This window comes from Peristeroidobacter soli (assembly GCF_004138485.1).
Lineage (GTDB): Bacteria > Pseudomonadota > Gammaproteobacteria > Steroidobacterales > Steroidobacteraceae > Steroidobacter > Steroidobacter soli.
The window spans coordinates 195,663-220,418 of the sequence record NZ_RYEV01000011.1; the positions used below are offsets into that span (position 1 = coordinate 195,663).

19 protein-coding genes and 1 pseudogene are annotated in these 24,756 nt (G+C 60.9%); 17 read left to right on the forward strand and 3 right to left on the reverse strand.

All coding sequences use genetic code 11. The annotated features are described in order from the left end of the window. Positions 1 to 109: 109 nt before the first annotated feature. The 16 genes from EKO19_RS36855 (at position 110) to EKO19_RS36930 (ending at position 19,454) form a co-directional block, all read left to right on the forward strand. Positions 110 to 2,509, forward strand: coding sequence for a xanthine dehydrogenase family protein molybdopterin-binding subunit (locus tag EKO19_RS36855; RefSeq protein ID WP_129782434.1), 2,400 nt, complete (start codon positions 110 to 112; stop codon positions 2,507 to 2,509). A gap of 82 nt (positions 2,510 to 2,591) precedes the next feature. Beyond that, positions 2,592 to 4,073, forward strand: coding sequence for an NAD-dependent succinate-semialdehyde dehydrogenase (locus tag EKO19_RS36860; protein ID WP_129782435.1), 1,482 nt, complete (start codon positions 2,592 to 2,594; stop codon positions 4,071 to 4,073). Between the two features lie 183 nt (positions 4,074 to 4,256). After that, on the forward strand, positions 4,257 to 5,297 hold the full coding sequence (locus EKO19_RS36865; RefSeq protein WP_129782504.1) for a M29 family metallopeptidase: 1,041 nt from the start codon (positions 4,257 to 4,259) through the stop codon (positions 5,295 to 5,297). 11 nt (positions 5,298 to 5,308) lie between these two features. Continuing rightward, a complete protein-coding gene (locus EKO19_RS36870) occupies positions 5,309 to 6,187 on the forward strand; it encodes an acyl-CoA thioesterase (protein WP_129782436.1) in 879 nt (292 codons plus the stop codon). 1 nt (position 6,188) lies between these two features. Next, positions 6,189 to 7,865, forward strand: coding sequence for an AMP-binding protein (locus EKO19_RS36875; protein WP_129782437.1), 1,677 nt, complete (start codon positions 6,189 to 6,191; stop codon positions 7,863 to 7,865). Between the two features lie 39 nt (positions 7,866 to 7,904). Next, positions 7,905 to 8,801, forward strand: coding sequence for an SDR family oxidoreductase (locus tag EKO19_RS36880; protein ID WP_129782438.1), 897 nt, complete (start codon positions 7,905 to 7,907; stop codon positions 8,799 to 8,801). Next, a complete protein-coding gene (locus tag EKO19_RS36885) occupies positions 8,801 to 9,280 on the forward strand; it encodes an FAS1-like dehydratase domain-containing protein (protein WP_129782439.1) in 480 nt (159 codons plus the stop codon). Before EKO19_RS36880 ends, EKO19_RS36885 begins: the two co-directional genes overlap by 1 nt. Positions 9,281 to 9,316: 36 nt before the next feature. After that, complete coding sequence (locus tag EKO19_RS36890; RefSeq protein ID WP_129782440.1) at positions 9,317 to 9,736, forward strand: MaoC/PaaZ C-terminal domain-containing protein; 420 nt, start codon at positions 9,317 to 9,319, stop codon at positions 9,734 to 9,736. A 144-nt stretch (positions 9,737 to 9,880) separates the two neighbouring features. Beyond that, positions 9,881 to 10,750: an isocitrate lyase/PEP mutase family protein gene (locus tag EKO19_RS36895; RefSeq protein WP_129782441.1), complete on the forward strand. Its 870-nt coding sequence runs from the start codon at positions 9,881 to 9,883 to the stop codon at positions 10,748 to 10,750. An 8-nt stretch (positions 10,751 to 10,758) separates the two neighbouring features. Continuing rightward, positions 10,759 to 12,162, forward strand: coding sequence for a 3-isopropylmalate dehydratase large subunit (gene leuC, locus EKO19_RS36900; protein ID WP_129782442.1), 1,404 nt, complete (start codon positions 10,759 to 10,761; stop codon positions 12,160 to 12,162). A gap of 8 nt (positions 12,163 to 12,170) precedes the next feature. Continuing rightward, positions 12,171 to 12,776 (forward strand): 3-isopropylmalate dehydratase small subunit, encoded by a 606-nt coding sequence (gene leuD / locus EKO19_RS36905; RefSeq protein ID WP_129782443.1) that lies wholly within the window; start codon positions 12,171 to 12,173, stop codon positions 12,774 to 12,776. Between the two features lie 70 nt (positions 12,777 to 12,846). After that, the gene (locus EKO19_RS36910; protein WP_129782444.1) at positions 12,847 to 14,028 is read left to right on the forward strand and encodes an acetyl-CoA C-acyltransferase; all 1,182 of its coding nucleotides are present in this window, start codon (positions 12,847 to 12,849) and stop codon (positions 14,026 to 14,028) included. A 36-nt stretch (positions 14,029 to 14,064) separates the two neighbouring features. Beyond that, entirely contained in the window at positions 14,065 to 15,246 is a 1,182-nt protein-coding gene (gene pimC / locus EKO19_RS36915; protein WP_129782445.1) for a pimeloyl-CoA dehydrogenase large subunit, read from the forward strand. Further along, entirely contained in the window at positions 15,243 to 16,517 is a 1,275-nt protein-coding gene (locus EKO19_RS36920; RefSeq protein ID WP_129782446.1) for an MFS transporter, read from the forward strand. Before pimC ends, EKO19_RS36920 begins: the two co-directional genes overlap by 4 nt. Before the next feature lie 84 nt (positions 16,518 to 16,601). After that, positions 16,602 to 17,576 carry an AAA family ATPase gene (locus tag EKO19_RS36925; RefSeq protein ID WP_129782447.1) on the forward strand — a complete coding sequence of 325 codons (975 nt, stop codon included), beginning with the start codon at positions 16,602 to 16,604 and terminating at the stop codon, positions 17,574 to 17,576. A gap of 42 nt (positions 17,577 to 17,618) precedes the next feature. Beyond that, positions 17,619 to 19,454: a cobaltochelatase CobT-related protein gene (locus EKO19_RS36930; protein ID WP_129782448.1), complete on the forward strand. Its 1,836-nt coding sequence runs from the start codon at positions 17,619 to 17,621 to the stop codon at positions 19,452 to 19,454. Here EKO19_RS36930 and EKO19_RS36935 read toward each other — a convergent pair. From EKO19_RS36935 to EKO19_RS36940, 3 genes and pseudogenes are all read right to left on the reverse strand, one after another. After that, positions 19,444 to 20,196, reverse strand: a complete 753-nt coding sequence (locus EKO19_RS36935) for an XdhC family protein (protein WP_246039037.1) — start codon at positions 20,194 to 20,196, stop codon at positions 19,444 to 19,446. The genes EKO19_RS36930 and EKO19_RS36935 overlap by 11 nt on opposite strands. A gap of 66 nt (positions 20,197 to 20,262) precedes the next feature. Continuing rightward, positions 20,263 to 20,499: pseudogene (locus tag EKO19_RS40130) on the reverse strand (XdhC family protein); the annotation flags it as partial. 37 nt (positions 20,500 to 20,536) lie between these two features. Then, positions 20,537 to 21,682: an acyl-CoA dehydrogenase family protein gene (locus EKO19_RS36940; RefSeq protein WP_129782450.1), complete on the reverse strand. Its 1,146-nt coding sequence runs from the start codon at positions 21,680 to 21,682 to the stop codon at positions 20,537 to 20,539. A 588-nt stretch (positions 21,683 to 22,270) separates the two neighbouring features. Between EKO19_RS36940 and EKO19_RS36945 the strand changes: the two genes are divergently transcribed. Further along, positions 22,271 to 24,664, forward strand: a complete 2,394-nt coding sequence (locus EKO19_RS36945; RefSeq protein WP_129782451.1) for a xanthine dehydrogenase family protein molybdopterin-binding subunit — start codon at positions 22,271 to 22,273, stop codon at positions 24,662 to 24,664. Positions 24,665 to 24,756: the final 92 nt, after the last annotated feature.

The window sequence follows — 24,756 nt, forward strand, 5'->3', positions numbered from 1 at the left end:
CTCGTTCGCTGCGTTGTCAAGATGAGAATGACATTCCCATAGCCGTACGCGCTATACTGTCCCGACTGGTAGATGTGCTCGCTTCAGGCGAGTGCGACAGGAGCTGATTGTGACCCACCATGCATCCTTCGATTCGACGGCCCCGGTCCTCGGTCAGCCGGTTCCGCGGCGTGAAGACGAGCGTCTTCTGACCGGGCGCGGCCGCTTTGTGGACGATTTGAAGCTGCCGGGCATGGTGCACATGGCGGTTCTGCGCAGCCCGGTCGGTCACGCAAGAATCCGCAGCATCGACAAGACGGCTGCGCGTGCAGCGCCGGGTGTGTTGGCGGTGATCAGCGCAGAGGATGTGGAGGGCTACGCCCATCACATGCCCGTGTCGGACACGTGGGTGATGCCGGGCTACAACCGATTTCTGCAGTGGCCGATTGCAAAAGATTTCGTGCGTTTTGTCGGCGAACCGATCGTGGCGGTGGTGGCCGAAACGCGCAGCCTGGCCGAGGACGCCTGCGGTTTGGTGGAAATCGATTTCGAAGTGCTCGATGCGGTCACGAATATCGATGAAGCGTTGACTGACAAAGTCGTGCTGCACGAATCGGTCGGCACCAACCTCGCATGTCACTATGTCGTCGGGCGCGGGGACGCGGACCAGGCATTTCAGAATCCTCACTACACGCGCAAAGAAGTCTTCCGGGTTCATCGTCACACGGGCATGGCGCTCGAGACGCGTGGCTATGTGGCTCAGTGGGACCCGGTTGCCGGCAAGATGACCTGCTGGGGAGCAAACAAGCGGCCGTGGCAGACGCGGGACACGCTGGCTTCGATGCTCAAGCTGAACCGGGAAGATGTCACGCTGATCGAGAACGACACCGGCGGCAATTTCGGCACTCGCGGACATTTCTATCCCGAGAATCTAATGGTGGCGTTTCTGGCCATGCGCCTGGGACGACCCGTGAAGTTCATCGAGGATCGGCGCGAGAACATGATGGCCACCAACCATTCGCGCGAGCTCAGCGCCGAACTCGAAATTGCCGTCAACCAGGATGGCAAGATTGCGGGCCTGCGTGCGCGCGTGTTCTGCGATCTCGGCGCCTATGCGACGGGTGGCGGCTCGGCCGTGCCGCCGGCAAAGACCGTGCAGTTCATTCCGGGGCCTTACAAGATCGATAACTATAAGTGTGAGCTGAGTGTGCTCGTCACTTGCAAGACTCCGGTCGGCGCTTTCCGTGGTCCTGGCCGCTATGAGGCTGGGTTCTTCATCGAGCGGCTGCTAGACATCGTTGCGAAAGATCTGGGTTTGGACCCGATCGAGTTTCGCAAGAACAATCTCATCCGCGCGGAGGACATGCCGTACAACGGCGGTGTGCTGGTCCCTTATCTGGGCGAAAGCCCCTACGATACCGGCGACTATTTGGAAACATTCGAGCGCGCGCTCAAGCTGTTCGACTACGATGCGCTGAAAGCCAAATCGGGAAAAATGATCGACGGCAAGCTGCACGGGGTTGCGGCGTCCGCCTACGTCGATTCCACCGGCATGGGGCCTTCCGAAGAAGCACGAATCGTCGTCAAGTCGCCCAAGCAGATTGAGCTGTTCGTCGGCACCTCCGCCAACGGGCAGGGAGTCGAAACGACGATGGCGCAAGTGGCGGCTAATCAGCTTGGGGTGCCTTACGATCTGATACAGGTATTCGCCGGCAGCACCAACTACGTTGCCAACGGCAACGGGCACGGCCACAGCCGCGCAGCTGTACAGGGCGGAAGCGCGGTGTTCATCGCAGTAAACAATCTGATCAAACAGTTGCTGGATGCCGCAGCGTTGCGTTTCAACGAACCGGCGGAGCATCTCGAGTATCGCAATGGCGCCGTTTTCCGCAAAAAGGAACAGGTGCCGCTGGCCACGTTCGATGAGTTGGTCCGGGTCGTTGCAACCGACCTTGGCCGTGAAGATCTGCTGCAAGCGGCAGGAAAATATGTCAACAGTGCGCTGACCTACAGCTACGGGGCGCAGGTCGCTCACGTCACCGTGGATCCAGAAACCGCCGTCGTCGAAGTGGAGCGCTTCTTGACGGTGGAGGATGTCGGGCGGGCATTGAATCCGCTCATCGTCCACGGTCAGTCGATCGGCGCGGCGGTTCAGGGGCTGAGCGGAACGTTTCTGGACGAGTTCGTCTACGACGCTTCCGGTCAACTCCTGACCGGAAGCTTTGCGGACTACCTGGTCGCCACGAGCACGGATTTTCCGAGCGTCGAGGCCGAGACCCTGCAGAATGCCCCAGCGAAATCCAACCCGCTCGGCGCGAAGGGGGCGGGCGAGGGGGCTATTTCCACAACGGGTGCGGTGCTGGCCAATGCCGTCTCCAATGCACTCTCATCGCTGAACGTACAGGTCTACGACTTGCCCATATCACCGAACAATCTGTCCCGCTTGATACGACAAGCCAAGGCGGGCGGTTCCAATCGACCCGAGACTGGCGCTGGGGCGAAGTTCGGGATTCGGCACGATTCCGTGTAAGTGCCCGCTGGGCGTCATGGGTAGCCGGCATTCCTGACGGCCGGCATTCCACGCGCGATCAATTCTCAATCGGAGCATTCGAATGGCCGCTGTCCCGCAGGGCGCGCTCAATCTTCGCGATTCCAGTTTGTTTTGCCAGCAGGCCTTTGTCGGTGGCCGTTGGGTGCAGGCCGCGGGCAATGCGGTGAAGCAGGTTTTCAATCCGGCTAACGGTCGGCTGATCGGCACAGTGCCCAACTGCGGAGCCCTGGAAGCGCGCGAAGCGATCGAAGCAGCAAACAAGCAACTGCCGCACTGGCGCGCGCGCACCGCGAAGGACCGTGCCCAACTCTTGCGCAAATGGTTCGATCTGATCCTGGCAAATCAGGAAGATCTCGCGGTGCTCATGACGATCGAGCAAGGTAAACCGCTAGTTGAAAGCCGTGGTGAGATTGCATCCGCTGCGGCATTCATCGAATGGTTCGCCGAGGAGGGCAAGCGCGCTTACGGCGACGTCATTCCAACTCACGCAACGGACAAACGCCTGTTAGTGCTGAAGCAGTCGATCGGCGTCACAGCTGCGATTACGCCGTGGAATTTTCCGACTGCGATGATCGCGCGCAAGCTTGGCCCGGCGCTGGCGGCCGGGTGCACGATGGTCATCAAGCCATCCGAGCTGACTCCGTTTTCGGCGCTCGCCTTGTGCGTTCTCGCCGAGCGCGCTGGCTTGCCCCCCGGCGTTGTTTCTGTCGTCACTGGCGATCCGGAGCCGATCGGCGGCGAGTTCACCAGCAATCCTCTGGTACGGAAAGTGAGTTTCACGGGCTCCACGGCGGTGGGAAAACTGCTGATGTCGCAGTGTGCAGGCACGGTAAAGCGAGTTTCCCTCGAGTTGGGCGGCAACGCACCGTTCATCGTGTTCGACGACGCGGACCTGGATGCAGCCATCAACGGTGTCATCGCATCGAAGTACCGGAATGCCGGTCAGACGTGCGTGTGTGCCAATCGAATCTATGTTCAGAGCGGCATCTACGAACGCTTCGCCGAGCGCCTGGCGGACCGCGTGTCCAGGATGAAGATAGGCGATGGCTTGGAATCGGGCACTGTCATCGGACCGCTGATTGGTGAGCAGGCCGTCGCAAAGGTCGAACAACACGTGCGGGATGCTGTCAGCAAGGGCGCCACCACATTGGTGGGCGGCAAGCGCTTCGAATGCGACGGCTACTTCTATATGCCGACGGTGTTGACCGGCGTGAAATCCGACATGCTCGTCATGCGCGAGGAGATATTCGGGCCGGTGGCGCCGCTCGTGAAATTCGAAACGGAGGCAGAAGTCATCGCGCTGGCGAATTCCACAGAGTTCGGCTTGGCCTCGTATTTCTATAGCCGAGACATCTCGCGTGTGTGGCGCGTGGCGGAGGCGCTGGAGAGCGGCATGGTCGGGATCAACGAAGGAATTATCTCTACCGAGGTGGCGCCTTTTGGTGGCGTAAAGCAGAGCGGCATCGGTCGCGAAGGCTCCCGGTACGGCATCGAGGATTACCTGGAAATCAAGTATTTGTGTATCGGTGGAGTGAGTGGATGAGATAGGGCGCGGCCGGTTCACGCTCTGCCCTTGACTCGCCGAAAGGAGAATGTCATTTTCATACTCGCACGCATGGTGGCGTGCCCCGGATCCAGAGGTTGAACGCGGCGTAAGGCCCGAATCCGGACGAGGGGGCGCCTGGCAACGGCCGACTGACGGTTTGGGGTAAGTGACTTGGCCAACATGATCGATGTGGAAATGCTGCGCGTCTTCACGGCGGAGCTGGAGCTTTGCAAGGTCCAGCCCGGAGAGACGGTCGCCGTGTTGACGGCAGCCGGCGCCATGAACGACTACGCGCAGACGTTCATGATTGCGGCGAGTAGCCTCGGCGCCACGGTCTTTCACGTCGACATCATGGATCATGCGACGGCGAACCGGGCCGGTGTCTACGGCAAGACGCCGCTGGCGGGCAATCGCGCGGCCATCGATGCACTGAAGTCCGCCGATATGGTCATCGACCTGATGGGAATGCTGTTCTCCGCCGAACAGATCGAAATCCAAAGCGCTGGAACCCGCGTTTTGCGCGTGGGCGAGCCCATGCATATTTTGAAGCAAATGTTTCCGACCACTGACCACCGGCGGCGCGTGGAGTTGGGCGAACAGATGATCAAGAACGCACGAGAGCTGCGCGTGACTTCAGCGGCCGGTACAGATCTGCGCTACCGTCTTCAGCAATATCCGGTAGTGACTCAATATGGTTACACTGACACGCCGGGCCGCTGGGATCACTTTCCCTCGGCATTTGTTTTTACGCAGGGCAACGATGGCGAGATCGACGGTACCGTGGTGGTGCAGCCGGGCGACATCCTGTGTGCCTTCAAACGTTACATTCAGGACCCGGTGAAGCTGACGGTGAAGGAAGGCCGAGTTACGGCGATCGAAGGCAATGGCATCGACGCCGCGCTGCTCCGAGACTACATCGAGAGTTTTCAGGATCCGCGCGCTTACGCCATTTCTCACATCGGTTGGGGCATGCACGAGCGGGCCACCTGGTATCACATGCTCGCGACTCCCCGGTTGCGCGAGGAGCGGATCATGAATGCGCTTTCCTACTATGGAAACGTATTGTTCTCGACCGGGCCGAACACCGAAGTCGGCGGCACCAACGACACGCCCTGTCATCTCGACATTCCCATGCGCAAGTGCAGCCTGTATCTCGACGATCGGCCGATCGTCGCAGCCGGAAAGATCGTGATTCCGGAGCTCGCGGCGGCAGGGATGTAGTCCGCACGCCCATGACCGGTCTCGAGGAACTCGTCTCTATTTTAAGCGTCGATCGGATCGAACAAGGCACCTTTCGCGGCCGTCAGCCCCTGGAAAAGCCGCACCGCGTCTTCGGCGGGCAAGTGATTGCTCAGTCCATCGCTGCCGCGTATCGAACGGTGGAGGCGCGCACGCTGCACTCACTGCAATGTTACTTCGTGCGGGCGGGAAACTCGTCGTTACCGATCGACTTTCACGTCGAAGCGCTTCGGGACGGTAAGAGCTTCTCGGTGCGCCGCGTGCTGGCGTCGCAAGCTGGCGAGGCCATATTCTCGTTGCACTGCTCGTTCCATGAGGGCGAGGGCGGCGCGGAGCATCAGTTGGCGATGCCGGACGTCGCTCCGCCGGAACGACTGCCCGATCGCCAGCAGATGGTCGAAAAATTTCAGGGCCGATTGCCGCCGGTCCTGGAGCGACTGTTGCGTGAGGATCGTCCTATAGAGTTTCGCCCTGTCGACCTCGATTCGATGGTGACGCGCAGGATGGACGGCGACGGTCGGTACTTATGGATCCGCGCGAAAGGCGCTCTGCCGGACGGCTTACCGCTGCATCAGTCGATTCTCGCCTATGCCTCGGACATGTCGCTGATCGACGTAGCCTTGCACAAGCATGGTCGCGGTCTGTTCGATGGATCGCACCAGAGCGCAAGCCTCGATCATGTCATGTGGTTTCACCGCCCGTTTCGCGCCGACGAGTGGCTGCTTTACTGTCAGGACAGTCCGAGCATGGCGTTTTCCCGAGGCTTCACGCGTGGCTCGATCTTTTCGAGGAGTGGGGCGCTCGTGGCATCCGTGAGTCAAGAGGGGCTGTTGCGGGCAAGCCGTCAACCGCCAGCCGCCGGAGCACATTGAAATGCAAACTACCGCCGCCCGTCCCTGGACGATCGCATTCCCCTGGGTTGCTCGCTGGCATGAGCCGATCAAGGTCACGACACTCGCCGATCTGCTAAATGCAGCGGTAGCGCGGTCGGGCGAGAAGCGCGCGGTCACCTATAGTGCGACTACACTGACTTATCGCGAGCTTGCTGCGGACGTCGATCGGCTGGCCACCGGGTTGCGCCGGCTTGGCATCGGGCGGGGCGATGCTGTCGCGCTCTATCTCCCCAATACACTGTTCCATCCCATCTCGTTCTTTGCGGTGACCAAACTCGGGGCGCACGTGGTGCACCTGAGCCCACTCGACGCACCACGCGAGATTGCTCACAAGATGAAGGACGCAGGCGCGAAAGCGCTGGTGACGACAAATCATGCGAATTTGCTGACCACCGCGCAAAAACTCCTGGAGCAGGGAACCATCGAGCAACTCCTCGTCGGTGATGATGCTCATTGGGGCGGCGACCCCGCCGTCGTTCCCGTGCCGCGAAGTTCACGAATCACACCGCTGCTCGAGCTATTCGTGGAGCCGACGGGCGAGCCGTGGCCGGCGTTATCTCCCGATGATCTGGCCGTTCTTCAATATACCGGCGGCACGACGGGACTGCCGAAGGGCGCGATGCTGACGCATGCGAACCTGACTGCCGCTGTTTCCATGTATCACGGCATCAATCCCGCGCCCGACTTCAAAGCGGGTGAGGAGCGGGTGATCTGCGTGGCTCCGCTGTTTCATATCTTCGGCCTGTCCGGAATCATGCTTTCGCATCTCGCCCACGGCAACGAGATCGTGCTGTTCCCTCGCTTTGACGCAGAGGCCATCGTTCGTGAGATCGAAATCAACAGGGCGAGCATCATGCCCGGCGTGCCGACGATGTGGATCGCCATCGCGAACCTGCCGGATATCGATAAGCGCGATCTGAGCGCCCTCAAGGATGCTCGCTCGGGCGGCGCTCCGATGCCGAGCGACGTCCAGCGGCGGCTCGAACAGAAGATTGGCAGACGCATTCTCGGCGGATGGGGGATGACGGAGACCTCGCCGGCCGGAACTCGGCTGGTCCCCGAAGAGCCGAGCAGGCCGGGGCTCATCGGTATTCCCTATCCTGGCATCGACATGCGGATCGTGGCTCTCGATGACTCCTCTCGCGAGCTGGGGGTCGGCGAGGTTGGCGAAATCGCCGTGCGCGGACCCAATGTTTTCAAAGGATACTGGAACCGGCCCGAGGTGAATGCCGAAGCCTTTGCGGCGGGCTATTTCCTCACCGGCGACATCGGCAGCATCGATGAGAAGGGTCAGTTCACGATCGTCGATCGCAAGAAGAACATGATCATTTCCTCGGGGTTCAACGTGTATCCCGCAGCCATCGAGAACGCCATTTACGAACATCCCGGCGTGCGGGAGGTCATCGTCATCGGCGTCTTCGATCTCTATCGCGGACAGGCGGCCAAGGCGTTTATCACTCTCAAGCCGGGCGCGCGCGAGCTGCCGATCGATGAGCTGCGCGAGTTTCTGAAGGATCGGCTGGGGCGGCACGAAATGCCTGCGGCGGTCGAGTATCGCGACTCCTTGCCGCGCAGTCCGGCCGGCAAACTGCTCGCAAAAGTGCTGATCGACGAGGAGAGCGCCAAGTTGGCGCAAGCCTCGGCGCAGGTCATCTGACATCGGCAATTCTGATTCAATTTGTACAAGGCAATACCTATGAGACTTTGCGAAGGCCGCGTGGCCATCGTCACCGGTGCGGGTCGTGGTGTGGGGCGCGCCCACGCTTTGCTGCTCGCGGAACACGGAGCAAAGGTTGTCGTCAACGATCTCGGCGCCAGCGTCGATGGCACTGGCAACGATCTTTCCCCCGCCAACGAGGTGGTGGCGCTGATCAAAAGCGCCGGCGGCGAAGCGGTCGCGAATGGCGATGACATCTCGAGTTGGGCCGGGGCGAAGCGCATGATCGATCAAGCGGTCGATACGTTCGGAACCCTGGACGTGCTGGTGAACAATGCCGGCATCCTGCGCGATCGGATGTTCGTCAACATGAGCGAAGAGGAATGGGACGCCGTCGTCAAAGTTCACCTCAAAGGTACGTTCGCGCCGTGCCGCCATGCGGTGGACTACTGGCGCGCGAAGAGCAAGGAGATCGGCAAACCTGTCAACGCCCGAATCATCAACACCAGCTCGACCTCCGGTGTGTTCGGCAACGTGGGGCAATCGAACTATGGCGCGGCCAAGGCTGGCATCGCTGCGCTTACTGTGATTCTTGCTCGAGAGCTCGCACGCATCGGAGTGACTGTCAACGCGATCGCGCCAAGTGCGGTGACGCGGATGACCGAAGGGTTGCGTGAGCGAACCGAGGAGCAGAAGGCGGCCGGCGACCCAAAGTGGATAGCGCCCGTCGTGACTTACCTCGCGAGTGCAGACTCCCAAGAGATCACGGGACGAGTGATCCAGATCGGCATGGGAATTTTCTCGGTCATGGAAGGTTGGCACCGCGGGCCGGAGCATGCGCCGTTGCTCGATCCGGTCGAGCTCGGCCCCGTCTTGAAAGATATGGCGGCGAAGGCGCGTCGCAATGCCGGCATGGATGGTAAGGACCTCGACTGATGACCAAGGTCCGTTTTCCCGTCGAAGCTACACACATAGTGATGTTCGCGCGCGCCATCGGCGAAACCAATCCTGTGTACTTTGAAGCAGAAGCGGCCGAGCGATCCGAAGCCGGCGGTCTGATCGCGCCGCCTACTTTCACCGAGGCCGCGGCGCAGTTCGATCCCGACTATCGGTTGCGCCCGAAGCCCGGAGTGAAATGGTTTGGCTCCGGAGCGACGCCGAGCGGTATCGAGAGCGGGCCGCCGTCCGCCACGAGTCTGCATGCCGAACAGGAGTACACCTATGTCCGGCCGATCCGGCCAGGCGAGGTGTTGACGCGACAGACTAAAGATGGCGCGGTGTGGGAGAAGGCCAGTAGACGCGGCGGGAAGCTGGTCTTTCGCGAACGGATCCATGAGTTCCGCGACGAGGGCGGCGCGCTGGTCGTTACGGCGCGTGCCGTCCTCGTCACGCCGGTGTCGAGTAGCGAGTCCTGAAGTTTCTCTGTCTGCCAGTCCAATTACAGAATACGCATGGCCCTCAAAGCATCGCAACTCAAGGTCGCGGACGTTTATAGCGAGTGTGTGGTCGAGAATCTGACGCGGACTCAGATCGTGCAATACGCGGGCGCCTCCGGGGACTACAACCCCATTCATTCCGATGAGGTTTACGCGGTCTACGCGGGTCATAAGGGAGTATTTGCCCACGGCATGCTCACCATGGGACTGACCGGCAGAATGCTCACGAACTATGTAGGCGATGCCAGACTGGTGAAATTCGGGGTCCGGTTCCTGAGCCAGGTCTGGCCGGGAGATACGTTGACCGCGACCGCCACCGTCACCGAGCTCAACAAGGTTGGAGACCAGGATTTCGTGGAGCTCGCCATTGCCACGGTCAATCAGGAAGGTAAGGAAGTCCTGACGGGTCATGCAACTGCGCGCATCGATCCGTAGTAGCGGGCCCGGCATCCCCCGACGGCAGGTGGCGAGGGCTTGACCGCTACCGTTGGGCGCACTAAGGTCGAATATGTGCACGGCGTGCTATTATTAGACCCGCGACGAGATCTGTATCCCGGTTGGAATGAAGCGAGAGAACTCATGAGCAATGCCGCAAAACTTCGGTCGTTGTTGGCCAGTGGCAAGATGATCGTGGCCCCGGGTGCCCTCGATGGGATTACGGCACGCACAATTATGCAGGCGGGGTTTCCGGCCGTTTATATGACAGGCGCGGGAACTGCGATGTCACTCGGTTACCCGGACTATGGGTTGACAACGATGACCGAAATGGTCGCCAACGCTACCCGCATCGTCAATTCCATCGATGTGCCGTTGATCAGTGACAGCGACACGGGTTTCGGCAACGAGCTGAATGTGTTCCGCACCGTGCAGGAGTTCGAGCGCGCGGGGGTTGCTGCGATTCACATCGAAGATCAGGTGTTCCCGAAGAAGTGCGGCCACCTCGACAACAAGGAAATGGTGAGTCGCGAGGACTACATCGCAAAGATTCGAGCTGCCGCCGCTGCGCGTAAGTCGAAGGACTTCTGTGTCATTGCGCGAACCGATTCGCGGGCCGTACTGGGCTTCGATGAAGCGGTGGAGCGCGCCAATCTGGCTCTTGCCAACGGTGCCGATGTTGCGTTCGTCGAGGCGCCGCAGAGCATGGCGGAGATCGAGGCCGTGCCGAAGCGCGTCAAAGGGCCGTGCCTGCTGAATATTGTCCGCGGCGGCAAAACGCCGGAGATCGACCTGAAGACGGCGGAGGCCCTCGGATACGCGATTGCCATCGTGCCGGGGCTACTGTTGGTCGGCATCATTCAAACCTGCGATCGCTTGCTGGCCGATCTCAAAGAAGACAAGTTTCCGCCCATCACCAGTGCGCCGGTTAGAACCTTCGCTCGTTTCGGTGCCGCCGAGTGGGATGAGCGACGCACGGCTTTCCGAGCCCCGCTCAAATCTCCCACCGAGTGAACGCTGCCATGACTGCTGCGACCATGTTCGAGAAGATCTGGCGGCGTCACATCGTCGTCGATCGAGATGACGGCTACACGCTGCTCTATATCGATCGGCATCTGATGCACGATGGCTCGGCCATGGGCTTCGCAAAGTTGCGCGAACGGAATATCAAGGTCAGGCGGCCGGAGCGGTCGTTCGCTACTCCCGACCACTATGTTCGCAGCGACAGTGGGCGCATCGACGATATCGTCGATCCACGGCACAAACGAATGATCGAGCAGATCGGCGAGAACACGACTGCTCATCGTGTGACGCTATTTGGTTTGGGGGATGCCCGGCAAGGTATTGCTCATGTCGTCGGCCCCGAGCAGGGGATTACTCAGCCGGGGTTGACGTTGGTGTGCGGCGACTCGCACACATCGACCCACGGTGCGCTCGGCGCGTTGGCATTTGGCATCGGGACATCCGAGGTTGCTCACGTGATGGCGACTCAGTGTCTTTGGCAGCGCAAGCCGAAGGCCATGCGCGTCACCGTCGATGGGCAACTCGGCGTTGGTGTCACTGCGAAGGACGTGATCCTGGCCGTTATTGGCAAGATCGGCGCGGCGGGCGCGGTGGGCCACGTCATCGAATATGCGGGCAGCGCAATTCGTAGCCTGAGCATCGAAGGGCGACTGACTGTCTGCAACATGTCGATCGAAGCCGGTGCGAGAGCCGGCATGGTGGCGCCGGACGATAAGACAATCGCCTATCTTGAGGGCCGTCCGTTCGCGCCCAAGGGGGCCGATTGGAACGCAGCGGTGGAGTTGTGGCGGACGTTACCCAGTGACGCTGAAGCAGTGTTCGATCGGGAAGTGAGGTTGTCCGCCGCCGATGTGGAGCCGATGATGACGTGGGGAACCAGCCCCGAGGATGCGTTGCCGATCAGTGCTCGCGTTCCCGACCCCGCCTCGGTTGCGGATAGCGCGAAGCAGGAAGCGATGCAAAGAGCCCTGGATTACATGGGGCTGACGCCAGGCACTCGCTTGGATGAGTTGCCGGTTGATCGCGTCTTCATCGGCTCGTGCACCAACAGCCGCATCGAGGATCTGCGCGATGCTGCCCGCATCGTGCGCGGTCGCAAGGCGACCGTGCCGGCGTGGGTCGTGGCAGGCTCGGGGCTGATCAAGCGCCAGGCCGAGGCCGAGGGGCTCGATCAGATCTTTCGCGAGGCCAATTTCGAGTGGCGTGAGCAGCCGGGCTGCTCGATGTGTGTCGGCATGAATGGCGACATAGGCAAGCCGGGACAACGGATCGCTTCGACTTCGAATCGCAACTTCGTCGGTCGGCAAGGGCCGGGTGTGCGCACCCACCTTGTCAGCCCTGCGATGGCCGCCGCCGCGGCCATCACGGGACACTTTACCGACGTGCGCCAGCTACCGGTGTAGGAGTCGTCATGCAGCCCTTTACCACGCTCGAGGCCATCGCGGTCCCGCTCGATCAGCCGAACGTCGACACCGATCAAATCGTCCCGGCGCGTTTTCTCAGAGAACCGCGTCAGATTCAGGCGGAGATCTATTTTTACGATCTGCGCTATGACGACGAGGGACGGCCGCGTCCCGAGTTCGTGCTCAATCAGCCATCCTACAACGGCGCCCGCATCATGGTCGCGGACCGAAATTTCGGCTGCGGATCGTCACGTGAGTGTGCGGTCACAGTGCTGCTCGACAACGGCTTTCGCACAGTCATTGCCCCAAGCTTCAGTGACATTTTCTTCAACAACTGCTTCCAAAATGGTGTGCTGCCGATTCGGCTCGACGCCGACCGGGTGAAACAGATCCGCGAGATGCTGCATTTCTCGCCCGGTGCACGCATCGCGATCGATCTGGCGAATCAGACCGTACTCGGTCCGGATGGCAAGACCGATCACTTCGCGGTCGATTCGTTCCGCAAGGATTGTCTGCTCAAGGGGGTCGATGACATCAATCTCACGTTGAGCTACGAAGGCGACATCGCGGCTTTCGAGGCGCGTCAGCGTGAGACGATGGCTTGGCTCGGTTAGTTTCCCATCGTAGCGAACGCGCGCTGACATCCTGAGATGTTTTGATTGCAACGGTTAAGTGAGTGAATTCATGGTTGATGCTGTCATCGTCTCCACTGCGCGCACGCCTATCGGCAAAGCTTTTCGAGGTGCTCTGAACGATACTGACGGCGCGACGCTCGGTGGCCACGTCATCGCAGAGGCGATTGCGCGTGCGCACCTCGATCCCGCGCAAATCGAGGATGTTGTGATGGGCTGCGCGATCCAGCAAGGAACGACTGGCGGCAACGTGGCACGCAAGGCCTTGTTACGTGCCGGTGTACCAGTCGGGGCCGCCGCGGCGACCGTGGATCGGCAGTGTTCGTCAGGGTTGCAGGCGATCGCCATGGTGGCCCGCTCCATCGCGTTTGACGGCGTCGAGATTGCAGTCGCGGGCGGTCTGGAGTCCGTCAGCCTCGTGCAAAACGAACACCGTAATACCTTTCGTGTGGTCGATCCGGCGCTGATGGAACTCAAGCCCGATGTCTACATGAATATGATCGATACCGCGGAGGTCGTGGCCGAGCGCTATAAGATCTCGAGGGAAAGCCAGGACGAGTATGGATTGGAAAGCCAACGGCGCACCGCGGCGGCTTTGGAGGCCGGGCGTTTCAGCGATGAGATCGCGCCCATCAACGTGCGGAAGAGCGTTCTCGATAAAGCGACGAACGAGATTTCCTACCAGCACGTGACACTGTCGCAGGATGAAGGGCCTCGTCGGACCGACGCCGCCGGGCTGGCTGCGTTGAAGCCGGTGCGCGAGGGGAAAACAGTCACGGCCGGCAATGCCAGCCAACTCTCCGACGGCGCCAGCGCCTGCGTGGTCATGAGCGATGCACGCGCCGCTGACGTGGGCCTGAAGCCGCTGGGTATCTTTCGCGGATTCGTTGCCGCGGGATGCGAGCCAGATGAAATGGGCATCGGCCCCGTGGTGGCCGTGCCGCGACTGCTGAAACGGCACCGCTTGACGGTCGATGACATCGATCTGTGGGAGCTGAACGAGGCGTTTGCCGTGCAGGTGATCTACTGCCGCGATCGTTTGGGGATCGACCCGAACAAGCTCAATGTCAATGGGGGAGCGATTGCGCTCGGCCATCCCTACGGAATGTCCGGTGCCCGGCTGGCCGGCCATGCGCTGATCGAAGGGCGGCGTCGCAAGGCCAGGTTTGCAGTCGTTACGATGTGCGTGGGCGGTGGCATGGGCGCGGCGGCGCTGCTCGAGATCGTCCATTGACGCCCGTTCAGCGCGACTACCTGACAGGATGAGATGATGGATCTTAGCTTTAGCAAAGAAGAAATCGCGTTCCGCGAAGAAGTACGTGCCTTCTTCCGAGCCGCCGTTCCTGCGACGACTCGAGTCAAACTGATCGAGGGCCGAGAGCTGAGTCGGGAGGAGATCGTAGCCTGGCAACGCGCGCTCAACGCCAGGGGCTGGGCGGTTCCGTCGTGGCCGAAGGAATGGGGCGGAACGGGGTGGACGGCCGTGCAGCACTACATCTTCCGAGAGGAGATGCAACTCACACCCGCGCCACCGCAACTGGGGTTCGGAATCAATATGCTCGGCCCGGTGCTTTACAACTTCGGCAACGAAGTACAGAAGAAACGCTTCCTGCCGCGCATTGCCAACCTCGATGATTGGTGGTGCCAGGGATTCTCCGAGCCGGGCGCTGGATCCGACCTCGCAGCGGTCAAGACCACGGCGAAGCTCGAAGGCGACGTCTATGTCGTGAACGGGCAGAAGACCTGGACCACCTTCGCACAACACGCGAATTGGATCTTCTGTCTGGTGCGTACCGATACGACGGTCAAGAAACAAGCCGGCATCTCGTTCCTGCTCATCGAGATGAATACGCCCGGCATCACGGTGCGGCCGATCCAGACGATCGACGGCGGACACGAGATCAACGAAGTGTTCTTCGACGATGTGAGGGTGCCGGCCGAGAATCTGGTGGGAGAGCCCAACAAGGGTTGGGACTACGCCAAGTTCCTGTTGGGCCATGAGCGTTCGAGCATCGCTCGCGTCGGCATGTCCAAGGAGCGCGTTCGTCGCATCAGGGAATTAGCTGCGAAGACGTTGGCAGGCGGACGGCCGCTCATCGAGGATGGGCGATTCCGCGAAAAGCTCACGGCGTTGGAGGTGGAGCTGAAGGCCCTGGAGATCAACCAGCTGCGAGTCGTAGCTGCCGAGTCGAGCGCGGAGAAGGGCAAGTTCAATCCGGCTTCGGCCATCCTGAAGATTGTGGGCTCCGAGATCCAGCAAAAGACCACGGAACTGATGTTGGAAGTGGTTGGTCCGTTTGCCGCACCTTACGCGACAGAGTGCGGCGATGACGGCGGCAGTTGGATGGGGCAGGTCGCGCCTACTTATTTCAACAAGCGCAGCGTGACCATCTACGGCGGCACCAACGAAATTCAGCGCGGCATCATCGCCAAGGCAGTGCTGGGGTTGTGAGGGACGCTCGCCGCCGCGGGCGGTTTTCGTCTGTTTTCGGCGGATCGATCGGTAACCTGGTGGAGTGGTACGACTGGTATACCTATTCCGCCTTCGCGATCTACTTCGCACATGTGTTCTTTCCCGACGGCAATCAGACTGCGAAGCTGCTGAACGTCGCGGCCATCTTCGCGGTCGGCTTTCTGGTGCGTCCCGTAGGTGGCTGGATCATGGGGCGATATGCGGACAGGCGCGGCCGCAAGGCGGCGTTGACGCTGTCCGTGAACCTGATGTGTATCGGATCGTTGATCATTGCCGTGACACCGGGCTACGCGACCATTGGCCTCGCTGCACCGACCCTATTGGTATTTGCGCGAGTGCTGCAAGGATTCAGCGTAGGTGGCGAGTATGGGACGAGCGCCACCTATATGAGTGAGATAGCAACCCCGGAGCAGCGCGGATTCTATTCCGGCATTCTGTACATGACGCTCGTCATGGGGCAGTTGCTCGCGCTGGCGGTGCTGCTGCTGTTGCAGTTCGTGTTTCTGGATGCCGAACAACTCAGTTCCTGGGGCTGGCGGATACCCTTCCTGATCGGAGCGGCGGCAGCGCTGGTGGCGTTATATCTGCGCCGCAATCTCCAGGAGACCGAGTCCTTCGAGCAGGGGAAAAAGCGAGCGGGCGAGGCAGGGCATCTGCAGCTCTTGCTGCGTTACCCGCGTGAGACGTTCACCGTCGTCGGTCTTACGATGGGGGGCACGCTGTACTTCTATGTGTTCAGCAACTACATGCAGAAGTACCTGGTGAACACGGTCGGATTGACCGCCGGCGAGTCCACGCTCGTCTCCGCGGGAAGTCTGTTCATCTTCATGTTGCTTCAACCGTTGATGGGGGCGATTTCCGATAGCGTCGGACGCCGGCCCATGTTGATCGTCTTCGGCGTGCTGGCCCTCTTCTCGACGGTGCCGCTGCTCTCGACATTGGAGCGCACGCATGACGCCTGGACGGCTTTCTTTCTGATCATGACGGCCCTGCTGATCTCGTCGCTGTACAGTTCCATCAGCGCAGTGGTCAAGGCCGAGCTGTTTCCGGTCGAGATCCGCGCTCTCGGTGTCGGATTGCCGTATGCCATCGCGGTATCTCTGTTCGGCGGCACGGCGGAGTACATTGCCCTGTGGTTCAAGAGTATCGGGCACGAGACGTGGTTCTATTGGTATGTCACCGGATGCGTCGCTATCTCGCTGTCGGTCTATGTCTGTATGCGTGATACGCAGAAGACGTCGAGGATCTAGCACGACAGACGTGTCGTCCTTCGAACCTGATCTGGACTCATGGGCTGCCCTTGCGGGGGCAAGAGAGGCGGGGTAGAAGACATCATGGAAATGTATTCGGCTGCAGGGGAGAAAGCTCTGCCTGACACAACGGTGTCGGTGCGAGAGCTGTTCGGCCTCGACACTCTTCTGCGCGTGCCCGCGTTTTCGCAGGTGAGCGAACACGTGCCGGATATCGACACCGCGTACCGCTTCGACAACGACACCACCCTCGCCATATTGGCGGGCTTTGCGCACAACCGGCGCGTTCTCGTGCAGGGCTTCCATGGCACCGGCAAGTCCACCCACATCGAGCAGATCGCCGCTCGGTTGAATTGGCCTTGTCTGCGCGTCAATCTGGATAGTCATATCAGCCGTATCGATCTCATCGGCAGGGATGTGATCGTCGTGAAGGATGGCAAGCAGGTGACGGAATACCGCGAGGGCTTACTGCCGTGGGCGCTTCAGCACGCCTGCGCACTCGTGTTCGACGAGTACGATGCCGGTCGGCCCGATGTGATGTTCGTGATCCAGCGAGTCCTGGAAGTGGAAGGCAAGCTCACCTTGCTCGATCAGAATCGCGTCATCCGGCCTCATCCGGCATTCCGCCTGTTCGCGACGGCTAACACCGTGGGGCTCGGCGACACCACCGGCCTGTACCACGGCACGCAGTTGATCAACCAGGCGCAGCTGGATCGCTGGAACATCGTCGCGACGCTCAATTACCTGCGGGAAGATGAAGAAGTTGCCATCGTCCTGGCCAAGGTGCCCTCGCTCGTTCAGCGACGCGATCTGGTGCGAGCCATGGTGGCGTTGGCGGGACTGACGCGCCAGAGCTTTGCCCAGGGAGATATCGCGACGGTCATGTCGCCGCGCACGGTCATTTCCTGGGCCGAGAACGTCGAGATCTTCGGTGACGCGGCTACCGCATTTCGCGTGTCGTTCTTCAATCGCTGTGATGAAGGGGATCGACCCGCCATCGCCGAGCTGTTTCAGCGTTGCTTCGATACGGAGCTAGCTGCGAGCGCCGTGCAGAGTTGACGAGGAGTCATCGCATATAGCACGTGGCAGTTGCGAGCGATCATGACCTTCGATCTTAACGTGGAGATATTCGAGCGTGCGACGACGCTTGCCGTTCGGTCGATCGCGCGGCAGCCAGAAGTGGCGGTGACATTTGCCGCGGAACCCGTCGGCGTGGCTCAAGGGCAGGTGAATCTCCCGCCTGTCTCTCGTCCTCCGTCTCGGACTGACATTGTTGTCATTCGCGGTATGGCGGATGCCTGTGCACTTCGTCTTCGTTACCACGACCCGCAGATCCATGCACGATACGTGCGTGGAGATACTTTGGCTCGCGCGGCATTCGAGGCGCTCGAGCAATCGCGCTGCGAATCTCTGGGAGCACGGCGCTTTTCGGGTGTCGCTCACAATCTCAAGTACGTTCTTCAGGAGCATTGCAGGCAGCGCGCTCTTGATCGAGCTCGGTCCAGAGCCGAGGTGCCGTTGCTCGATGCGCTTCGCGTCATTGCCTTCCAAGTCTTCACTGGGGAAGTCTCGTCGTCGCCCGCCAAGCGCGCTGCCTCACTGTGGCGGGAATGGCTCGACGATCGAGTGGCGCCATCGCCCTTGGGGCACTTGCCCAAGCTCCTTCATGACCAGGCGGCATTCGCAGCCGAAGCGTATCGGCTTCTCGAGTCGATGGGGCTGGATACCTCGCGGATCGAGAATGCCGATGACCGCACGAGTGAAGAGCAGAATTTCTTCGGTGCCGATCAACCGTCTCTCGATCCTGTGAATGCCGATGTTGCGAGGACGCCGGACGGTGGCTTCGTTAGTGAAGCGCAGGCGTTGGGGGAGCGCGCAGTCGAGCAGCAGCCATCGATCGAGGACGCAGATGGCGACTCGTTCGCTCATGAGCCGGCTGCGCCGGGCCATCAGGGAGAGTCCGTCGGCGGACCCCGCACGAGTTATCGTGCCTTTACCACACGATATGACGAGATCGTCGCGGCCGCCGAGCTTTGTGACGGCCGCGAGTTGCTGCAGCTTCGACAGCAGCTCGATCAACAGCTGCGTCCTATCGAATCGGTGACCGCGCGTCTGGCGAATCGCCTGCTGCGTCAGCTGATGGCCCAACGAGCGTACAGTTGGGATTTCGAAGTCGAGGAGGGTGTCCTCGATGCGGGGCGTTTGGCGCGTATCGTGGCCGCTCCGCTATATCATCTGCCTTACAAACGTGAGAAGCAGATCGACTACCGCGATACCGTGGTGAGTCTGTTGATCGACAACTCGGGTTCCATGAGTCGGCGGCCCATTGCGCTCGCCGCCCTTTCCGCGGAGTTGCTCGCGCGTACGCTCGAGCGCGGCGGTATCAAGGTCGAGATTCTGGGGTTTACGACTACCGCGCGTAAAGGCGGGCGGTCACGCGATGATTGGCGGAAGCGTGGCGAGCCACGCCTTCCCGGACGGCTGAACGATCTACGACACATCGTCTATAAATCAGCCGATGAGCCCTGGCGACGAGCACGGCGCAACCTTGGATTGATGCTTCGTGAGGGGCTGCTGAAGGAGAATATCGATGGCGAGGCGTTGTTGTGGGCGCATCGGCGGCTCATCGCCCGACCCGAGCAACGACGGATCCTGATGATGATCTCCGATGGCGCGCCGGTCGATGACGCAACGCTCTGCGTCAACCCCGGCAACTATTTGCAGGAGCATCTTCGCGCGGTCATCGGCTGGATCGAGGCGCAGTCCGATATCGAGCTGATGGCGATCGGCATCGGTCATGACGTCTCGCGTTACTACAAACGGGCTGTAACCATCAGGGATGTGGAGCGACTTCCCCTGGTGCTGCTGGAGCAGCTCATCGAGCTGTTCGACGAGCGCCGCTCAGGTCGCAACGCCCGCCGACACCTCAAGAAGTAGGCGGCTGGTAGGCCGAGCCTTTGAACACGAAAGCATGCACCTGCGAGACGATGGCAAGCGCAATGGACTCCGGTGTTCGACCGCCGAGCGCAAATCCCACCGGGCTATGCAAGCGAGAACGCAGTCGCTGCGCCAGATTGCCAAGATCATTCATCAACTGCTGGCGCCGCCGGGCCGGGCCGAGCAGGCCGACGTAAGGAATATTGGCATGCGCGAGCGTTCGCAAGTGAACCAAGTCCGACGGTAGATGGTGACTCATCACGACCGCAGCCGAGAAGCTCGCGAGATCGATGTTCTCGCCGACGCGATCGGTCGGGGTGAGCACAACGTTCTCGGCAGCGGGAAAATGCGATGCCTGGGCATAGGCTGGACGGTGGTCTGCAAGTGTGACTTTCCATCCCAGGCGCGCGGCGAAATCGACGACGGGGATGGCATCGGGCCCGGCGCCGAGCAGCAGCAGACGTGGCGGAAGCCATAACGGCAGCGCGAACAGTTTCCACGAAGGAGAGATTGAGCTCGCCCACCCCGTCTCGGCGCGCTCCGCGGCGTCCTGTAACGCGAAGTGAACCTGATCTCCTTGTGTTCCATTGGGAACCACGACGGTTCCGACGGGCGTATTCGTGTCCGCTGATTCGGTGACGATGCCGACAGCGGTCCGGGTGTGACTGAGCAGTGCCTGGCTGAGGTGTGCCAGAGGCTGCCATTGTGTGTCCGGCCCGACCCGCAGCAGCAACACTTCCATGGCTCCTTCGCATCCCAGTCCGATGCCCCACAGTGCATCGTCCGTCCCGCGCGTATCGTATGTCACGAGCTTGGGCTCGCCGGTGTCTATCACTCGTCGGGCATGATGCCCGAGGTCGCCTTCGAGGCAGCCGCCTGAAATCAACCCGGCATACTCTCCGCTGGCCGCGATGAGAATGAGCGCCCCTGGTTTGCGGTACGTCGAGCCGATGGTGTTTATGAGCACGCCCAGCGCAACGGCGCGGCCGGCATCGCGTTCACGCTCGAACAGAGGCAGCAGAGGATCCAGGGGGGCGTTATGCATTGCCGGTTACCAGACCGATCACAAAAGGGCGCGACGATTATGCGGCGAGCGGACCGCCCAGCGCTGCCAGTCGCTTCAGGTGGAAGTCCGCGTCCCCGAACGTGCTATCGATCATCGTCAGGCGTTTGAAGTAGTGTCCGATGCGCGCCTCCATGGTCAGACCGATGCCGCCATGAAGCTGGACGGATTGTTGACCGATGAACCTGGCCGATCGCCCGATTTGCACCTTGGCGGACGCCACGGCTTTGCTTCGCTCGCCGGGCTCCAGTTCGGTGGCCATGGCGGCGTACATGGCGATGCCGCGGGCCTGTTCGAGCGCGACGAACATATCCGCGGCTCGGTGCTGTAAGGCTTGGAACGATCCGATGGCCGCGCCGAACTGCCGACGGGTCTTGAGATATTCCACCGTGATTTTCAGTGCCTCGTCCATGGCGCCGACGGCCTCGCAACACAATGCAATCCGGGCTTCATCGACCACCCGTTCGATCATTGGAAGCGCATTTTCCGGATTGCCAATAACAGCATCCGGGCCGACCTCGACACCTGCAAAGGAGATGTCGGCGGCGCGCATCGAATCCTGGGTCGAATAGCCTTTGACCGTGACGCCCGGTGCGTCGGCAGGCACGAGAAACGCGCCGATGCCTTTGTGGTCGCGATGAGAACCAGCCGTGCGCGCGGTGACTACCAGTGTCGAGGCGCTATCCCCGTGCCACACTACATACTTCTGGCCGTCGAGGATGTAGCCGGCGCCCGTGCGCTTTGCTGTGCTGGTCACGTCATTGAGATCGTCGCGCGAGTGCTTCTCGAGCTGAGCGAACGCCATGGTTTTCGAGCCGTCGATGAGGCTCGGCACGTAAGCCGCACGCTGTGCATCCGTCCCGCCGTGCCTCAGAAATCCGCCAGCCACCACGATGGAGGTGAGGTAGGGCTCCAGGCACAGTGCCCGGCCCAGCGCCTCCATGATGATCATCGTCTCGATGGGCCCGGCGCCGATGCCGCCATCCGCCTCGGCGAAAGGGGCCGCGAGCAGTCCCTGGTCGGCAAACTGCTTCCACACCGGCTCGCTCCAGCCCTTCGGTTGTGCCGCCGCAGCTTTGCGTTGTGTAAAGCCATACTGATCGCTCAGCAGACTCTCGACGCTGTCCTTGAGCAGGCGCTGCTCGTCGGTGAAATCAAAATCCATTGCGCAGCTCCCGATTGCCGGCTCGATATGACATTAGTTTCATTTTCGCCGTCGAGGGCGCTTCTCGGGTAAGACCGACGAGGTGCGTGGTGGGCATCTTCGTGCCTGGGAAAGTTGGTGCAGGGGCCATTACGACGTCAATCATGGACTAAGCTCGGTCTGAGATTCAGGTCATCCAGGCAATGAGGAGCGGGAGTGCAGTGCTGAAAACAGCACGATGTGCACATAGTGGACCATAGAGCCGTCGGTCACGACGGTCAAGTGGCGTAGCTTTCGGGTGCTGCGAATCGGTGCACGGCCCGGTCGCGGGCGTCAGCGGACCGGCGAGAGGAGTAGGGATTCGCGATGATTTTCCGGCCGGAATTCGCTGGGCAATCCACTCTCCCGGAGCGCGTCCACGGCGGCCTTGACCGCCGTGTCGATCCGCCCTAGCATCGAATATGTGAACAGCGTGCTGAATATCGTCATCCCCGTGAGCCCCGGCGTCGCCTCGACGGCGCAGTCGAAAGTGCACGTCTGCGACGATCACGACTCAATTGAAGGGGAGGTCGAAGGCGTGCGTGGTGTGTGCGAGGCGGGTAGCCGCCGATGAAGATCCATTCCCGCACCGATGCGAGCGCACCCTTGGTGGGTCAGCCGGTCCTGCGCCGCGAAGACGCCAGATTCCTCACCGGTCGCGGTTGCTATGTCGACGACCTCAAATTGCCAGGTATGGTGCACGCGGCGGTGTTGCGCAGTACCTTGGCGCATGGCCGAGTGAACAAGATCGATACTCGGGCGGCACTGGCACACCCCGGCGTGCTCGCGGTGATCACTGCCAAAGATCTCGAAGGCGTGGCCTCCAAAATTCCGATGCCCGAGTACATGACGTTACCGGGCTATGAGCGATACCTCCAATGGCCGATCGCGACCGATACCGTGCGCTACGTCGGTGAGCCGATTGCCATCGTCGTCGCCGAGAATCGCTACATCGCTGAAGACGCGCTGGAGCTCATCGATTTGAACATCGAGGAGCGTCCGGCGGTCACTACGATCGATCAGGCGCTGCGTAACGAAGTGCTGGTGCACGAGCAAGCAGGCACAAATCTCGCATCAAACTACTATGTGAAGCGAGGAGACGTCGACGCCGCGTTCGCCTCTGCGTACTACACGCGTAAGGAGATCCTTCGTTGTCACCGGCACACGGGGATGCCGCTGGAAACCCGCGGCTACCTGGCTCAGTGGGATGAGTCAACGGGTGTGCTCACGTGTTGGGGAGCTTCAGCGATCCCACGCAGAACGCGCGATCGGCTCGCCGAGATGCTGCGGATGGACCGCGAAAAGATTGTCTATGTCGAGAACGACACCGGCGGCAATTTCGGTGTGCGCGGTCATTTCTATCCGGAAGATCTGCTCATCGCGTTCCTGGCGATGAAGTTGAAACGGCCCGTCAAATACATCGAGGATCGACGCGAGCACATTCTCGCTACCAAGCACTCGCGCGAGCAGAGCTGCGAAGTCGAGCTGGCGATCAACCAGGACGGCACGATCGCGGGCATGCGTGCCCGCTTGTTCACCGATCTTGGTGCATATGCGGGCGGCGGCGGCGGCGCGGTCGTGCCGGCAAAGACCGCACAGTTCATTCCCGGACCGTACAAGATCGACAATTACGCCTGCGAAGTGAACGTCGTCGTCACGAACAAGACACCCATTGGCACCTACCGAGGGCCAGGGCGGTACGAAGGCTATTTCTTTTGTGAGCGCATTTTCGACCTCGCGTGCGCCGATCTGGGACTGGATCCGATCGAGTTCCGGCGCAAGAATCTCATTCGCGCCGAACAGATGCCCTACAACGGTGGCAAGCTCGTGCCGTTCTCCCCGGAGAGCGACTATGACACCGGCGACTACCATCGAACGCTCACTCGCGCGCTGGAGCTCTTCGACTACGACAACCTCAAGTCGAAGTCCGGCACGTTGATCGACGGCAAGTGGCATGGCGTGGCGGTGTGCTGCTACCTGGACTCGACGGGCATGGGGCCGTCGGAGGATGCCCGCTGTGTCGTCAAGTCGCCAACCGAGGTCGAGGTGTACGTCGGATCGTCGAGCTCGGGCCAGGGCTTGGAAACGAGCATGGCCCAGATCGCTGCCGACCAACTCGGCCTGCCCTACGATTCCTTCCGTATATTTCATGGCAGCACCCACTATGTCGAAAACGGCAATGGCCATGGTCATAGTCGTAATGCCGTGCAGGGTGGCAGTGCTGTCTTCATCGCCGCGAACAATCTGATCGCTGAAATCCTGAGCCTGGCATCGCTTCGCTACAACGAAGCGCGAGACAACCTCGAGTACCGCGGCGGCGCGATCTTTCGGAAGGGTGAGTCCGAGCCGGTTGCGACATTCGAGCAGCTCGTACAGTCCGCTCAAGCGACCGATACGATCGACCGACTGCAGGCAACCGGAACCTACAAGAACAGCGCCCTCACTTATAGTTACGGCGCGCAGGCCGCTCATGTGGCCGTCGACCCGGAGACCGCCATGGTCGACGTGGTCCGCTTCCTGACCGTCGAGGATATCGGCAGGGCCATCAATCCGATGATCGTCCATGGGCAGACCATCGGTGCCTCGCTGCAAGGCTTGAGCGGCACCTTCCTGGAAGAGTTCGTGTACGACGAGACAGGGCAGATCCTCACCGGCAGTCTCGCCGATTATCTGGTTGCCACGGCAACGGACTTTCCGAGCCTCGAGGCCGAAACGCTCGAGGAAGCGCGTTCGAAACTCAACCCGCTGGGTGTCAAGGGTGCGGGGGAGGGGGGCATCTCGGCGACCGGAGCGGTGCTGGCAAATGCGGTGTCGAATGCGCTCGCGTCCATCGGTGTGCGAGTCAATGACTTGCCTATCTCGCCCAATAATCTGTCGCGCTTGATTCGTGATGCCAAGGCGTCCAAAGCCACTGGAGCGCCGGTGGGCGAAAGCGTCAGACTCAGCATCAGTCATGGAATCTGACTGTTATCGAACCACCATGTCCGCTGGCCGTGACATGCTTGGAGACAAAAAGGCAGCTTTGTGAAAGTGATGACCATACCTTCTCGCGATGT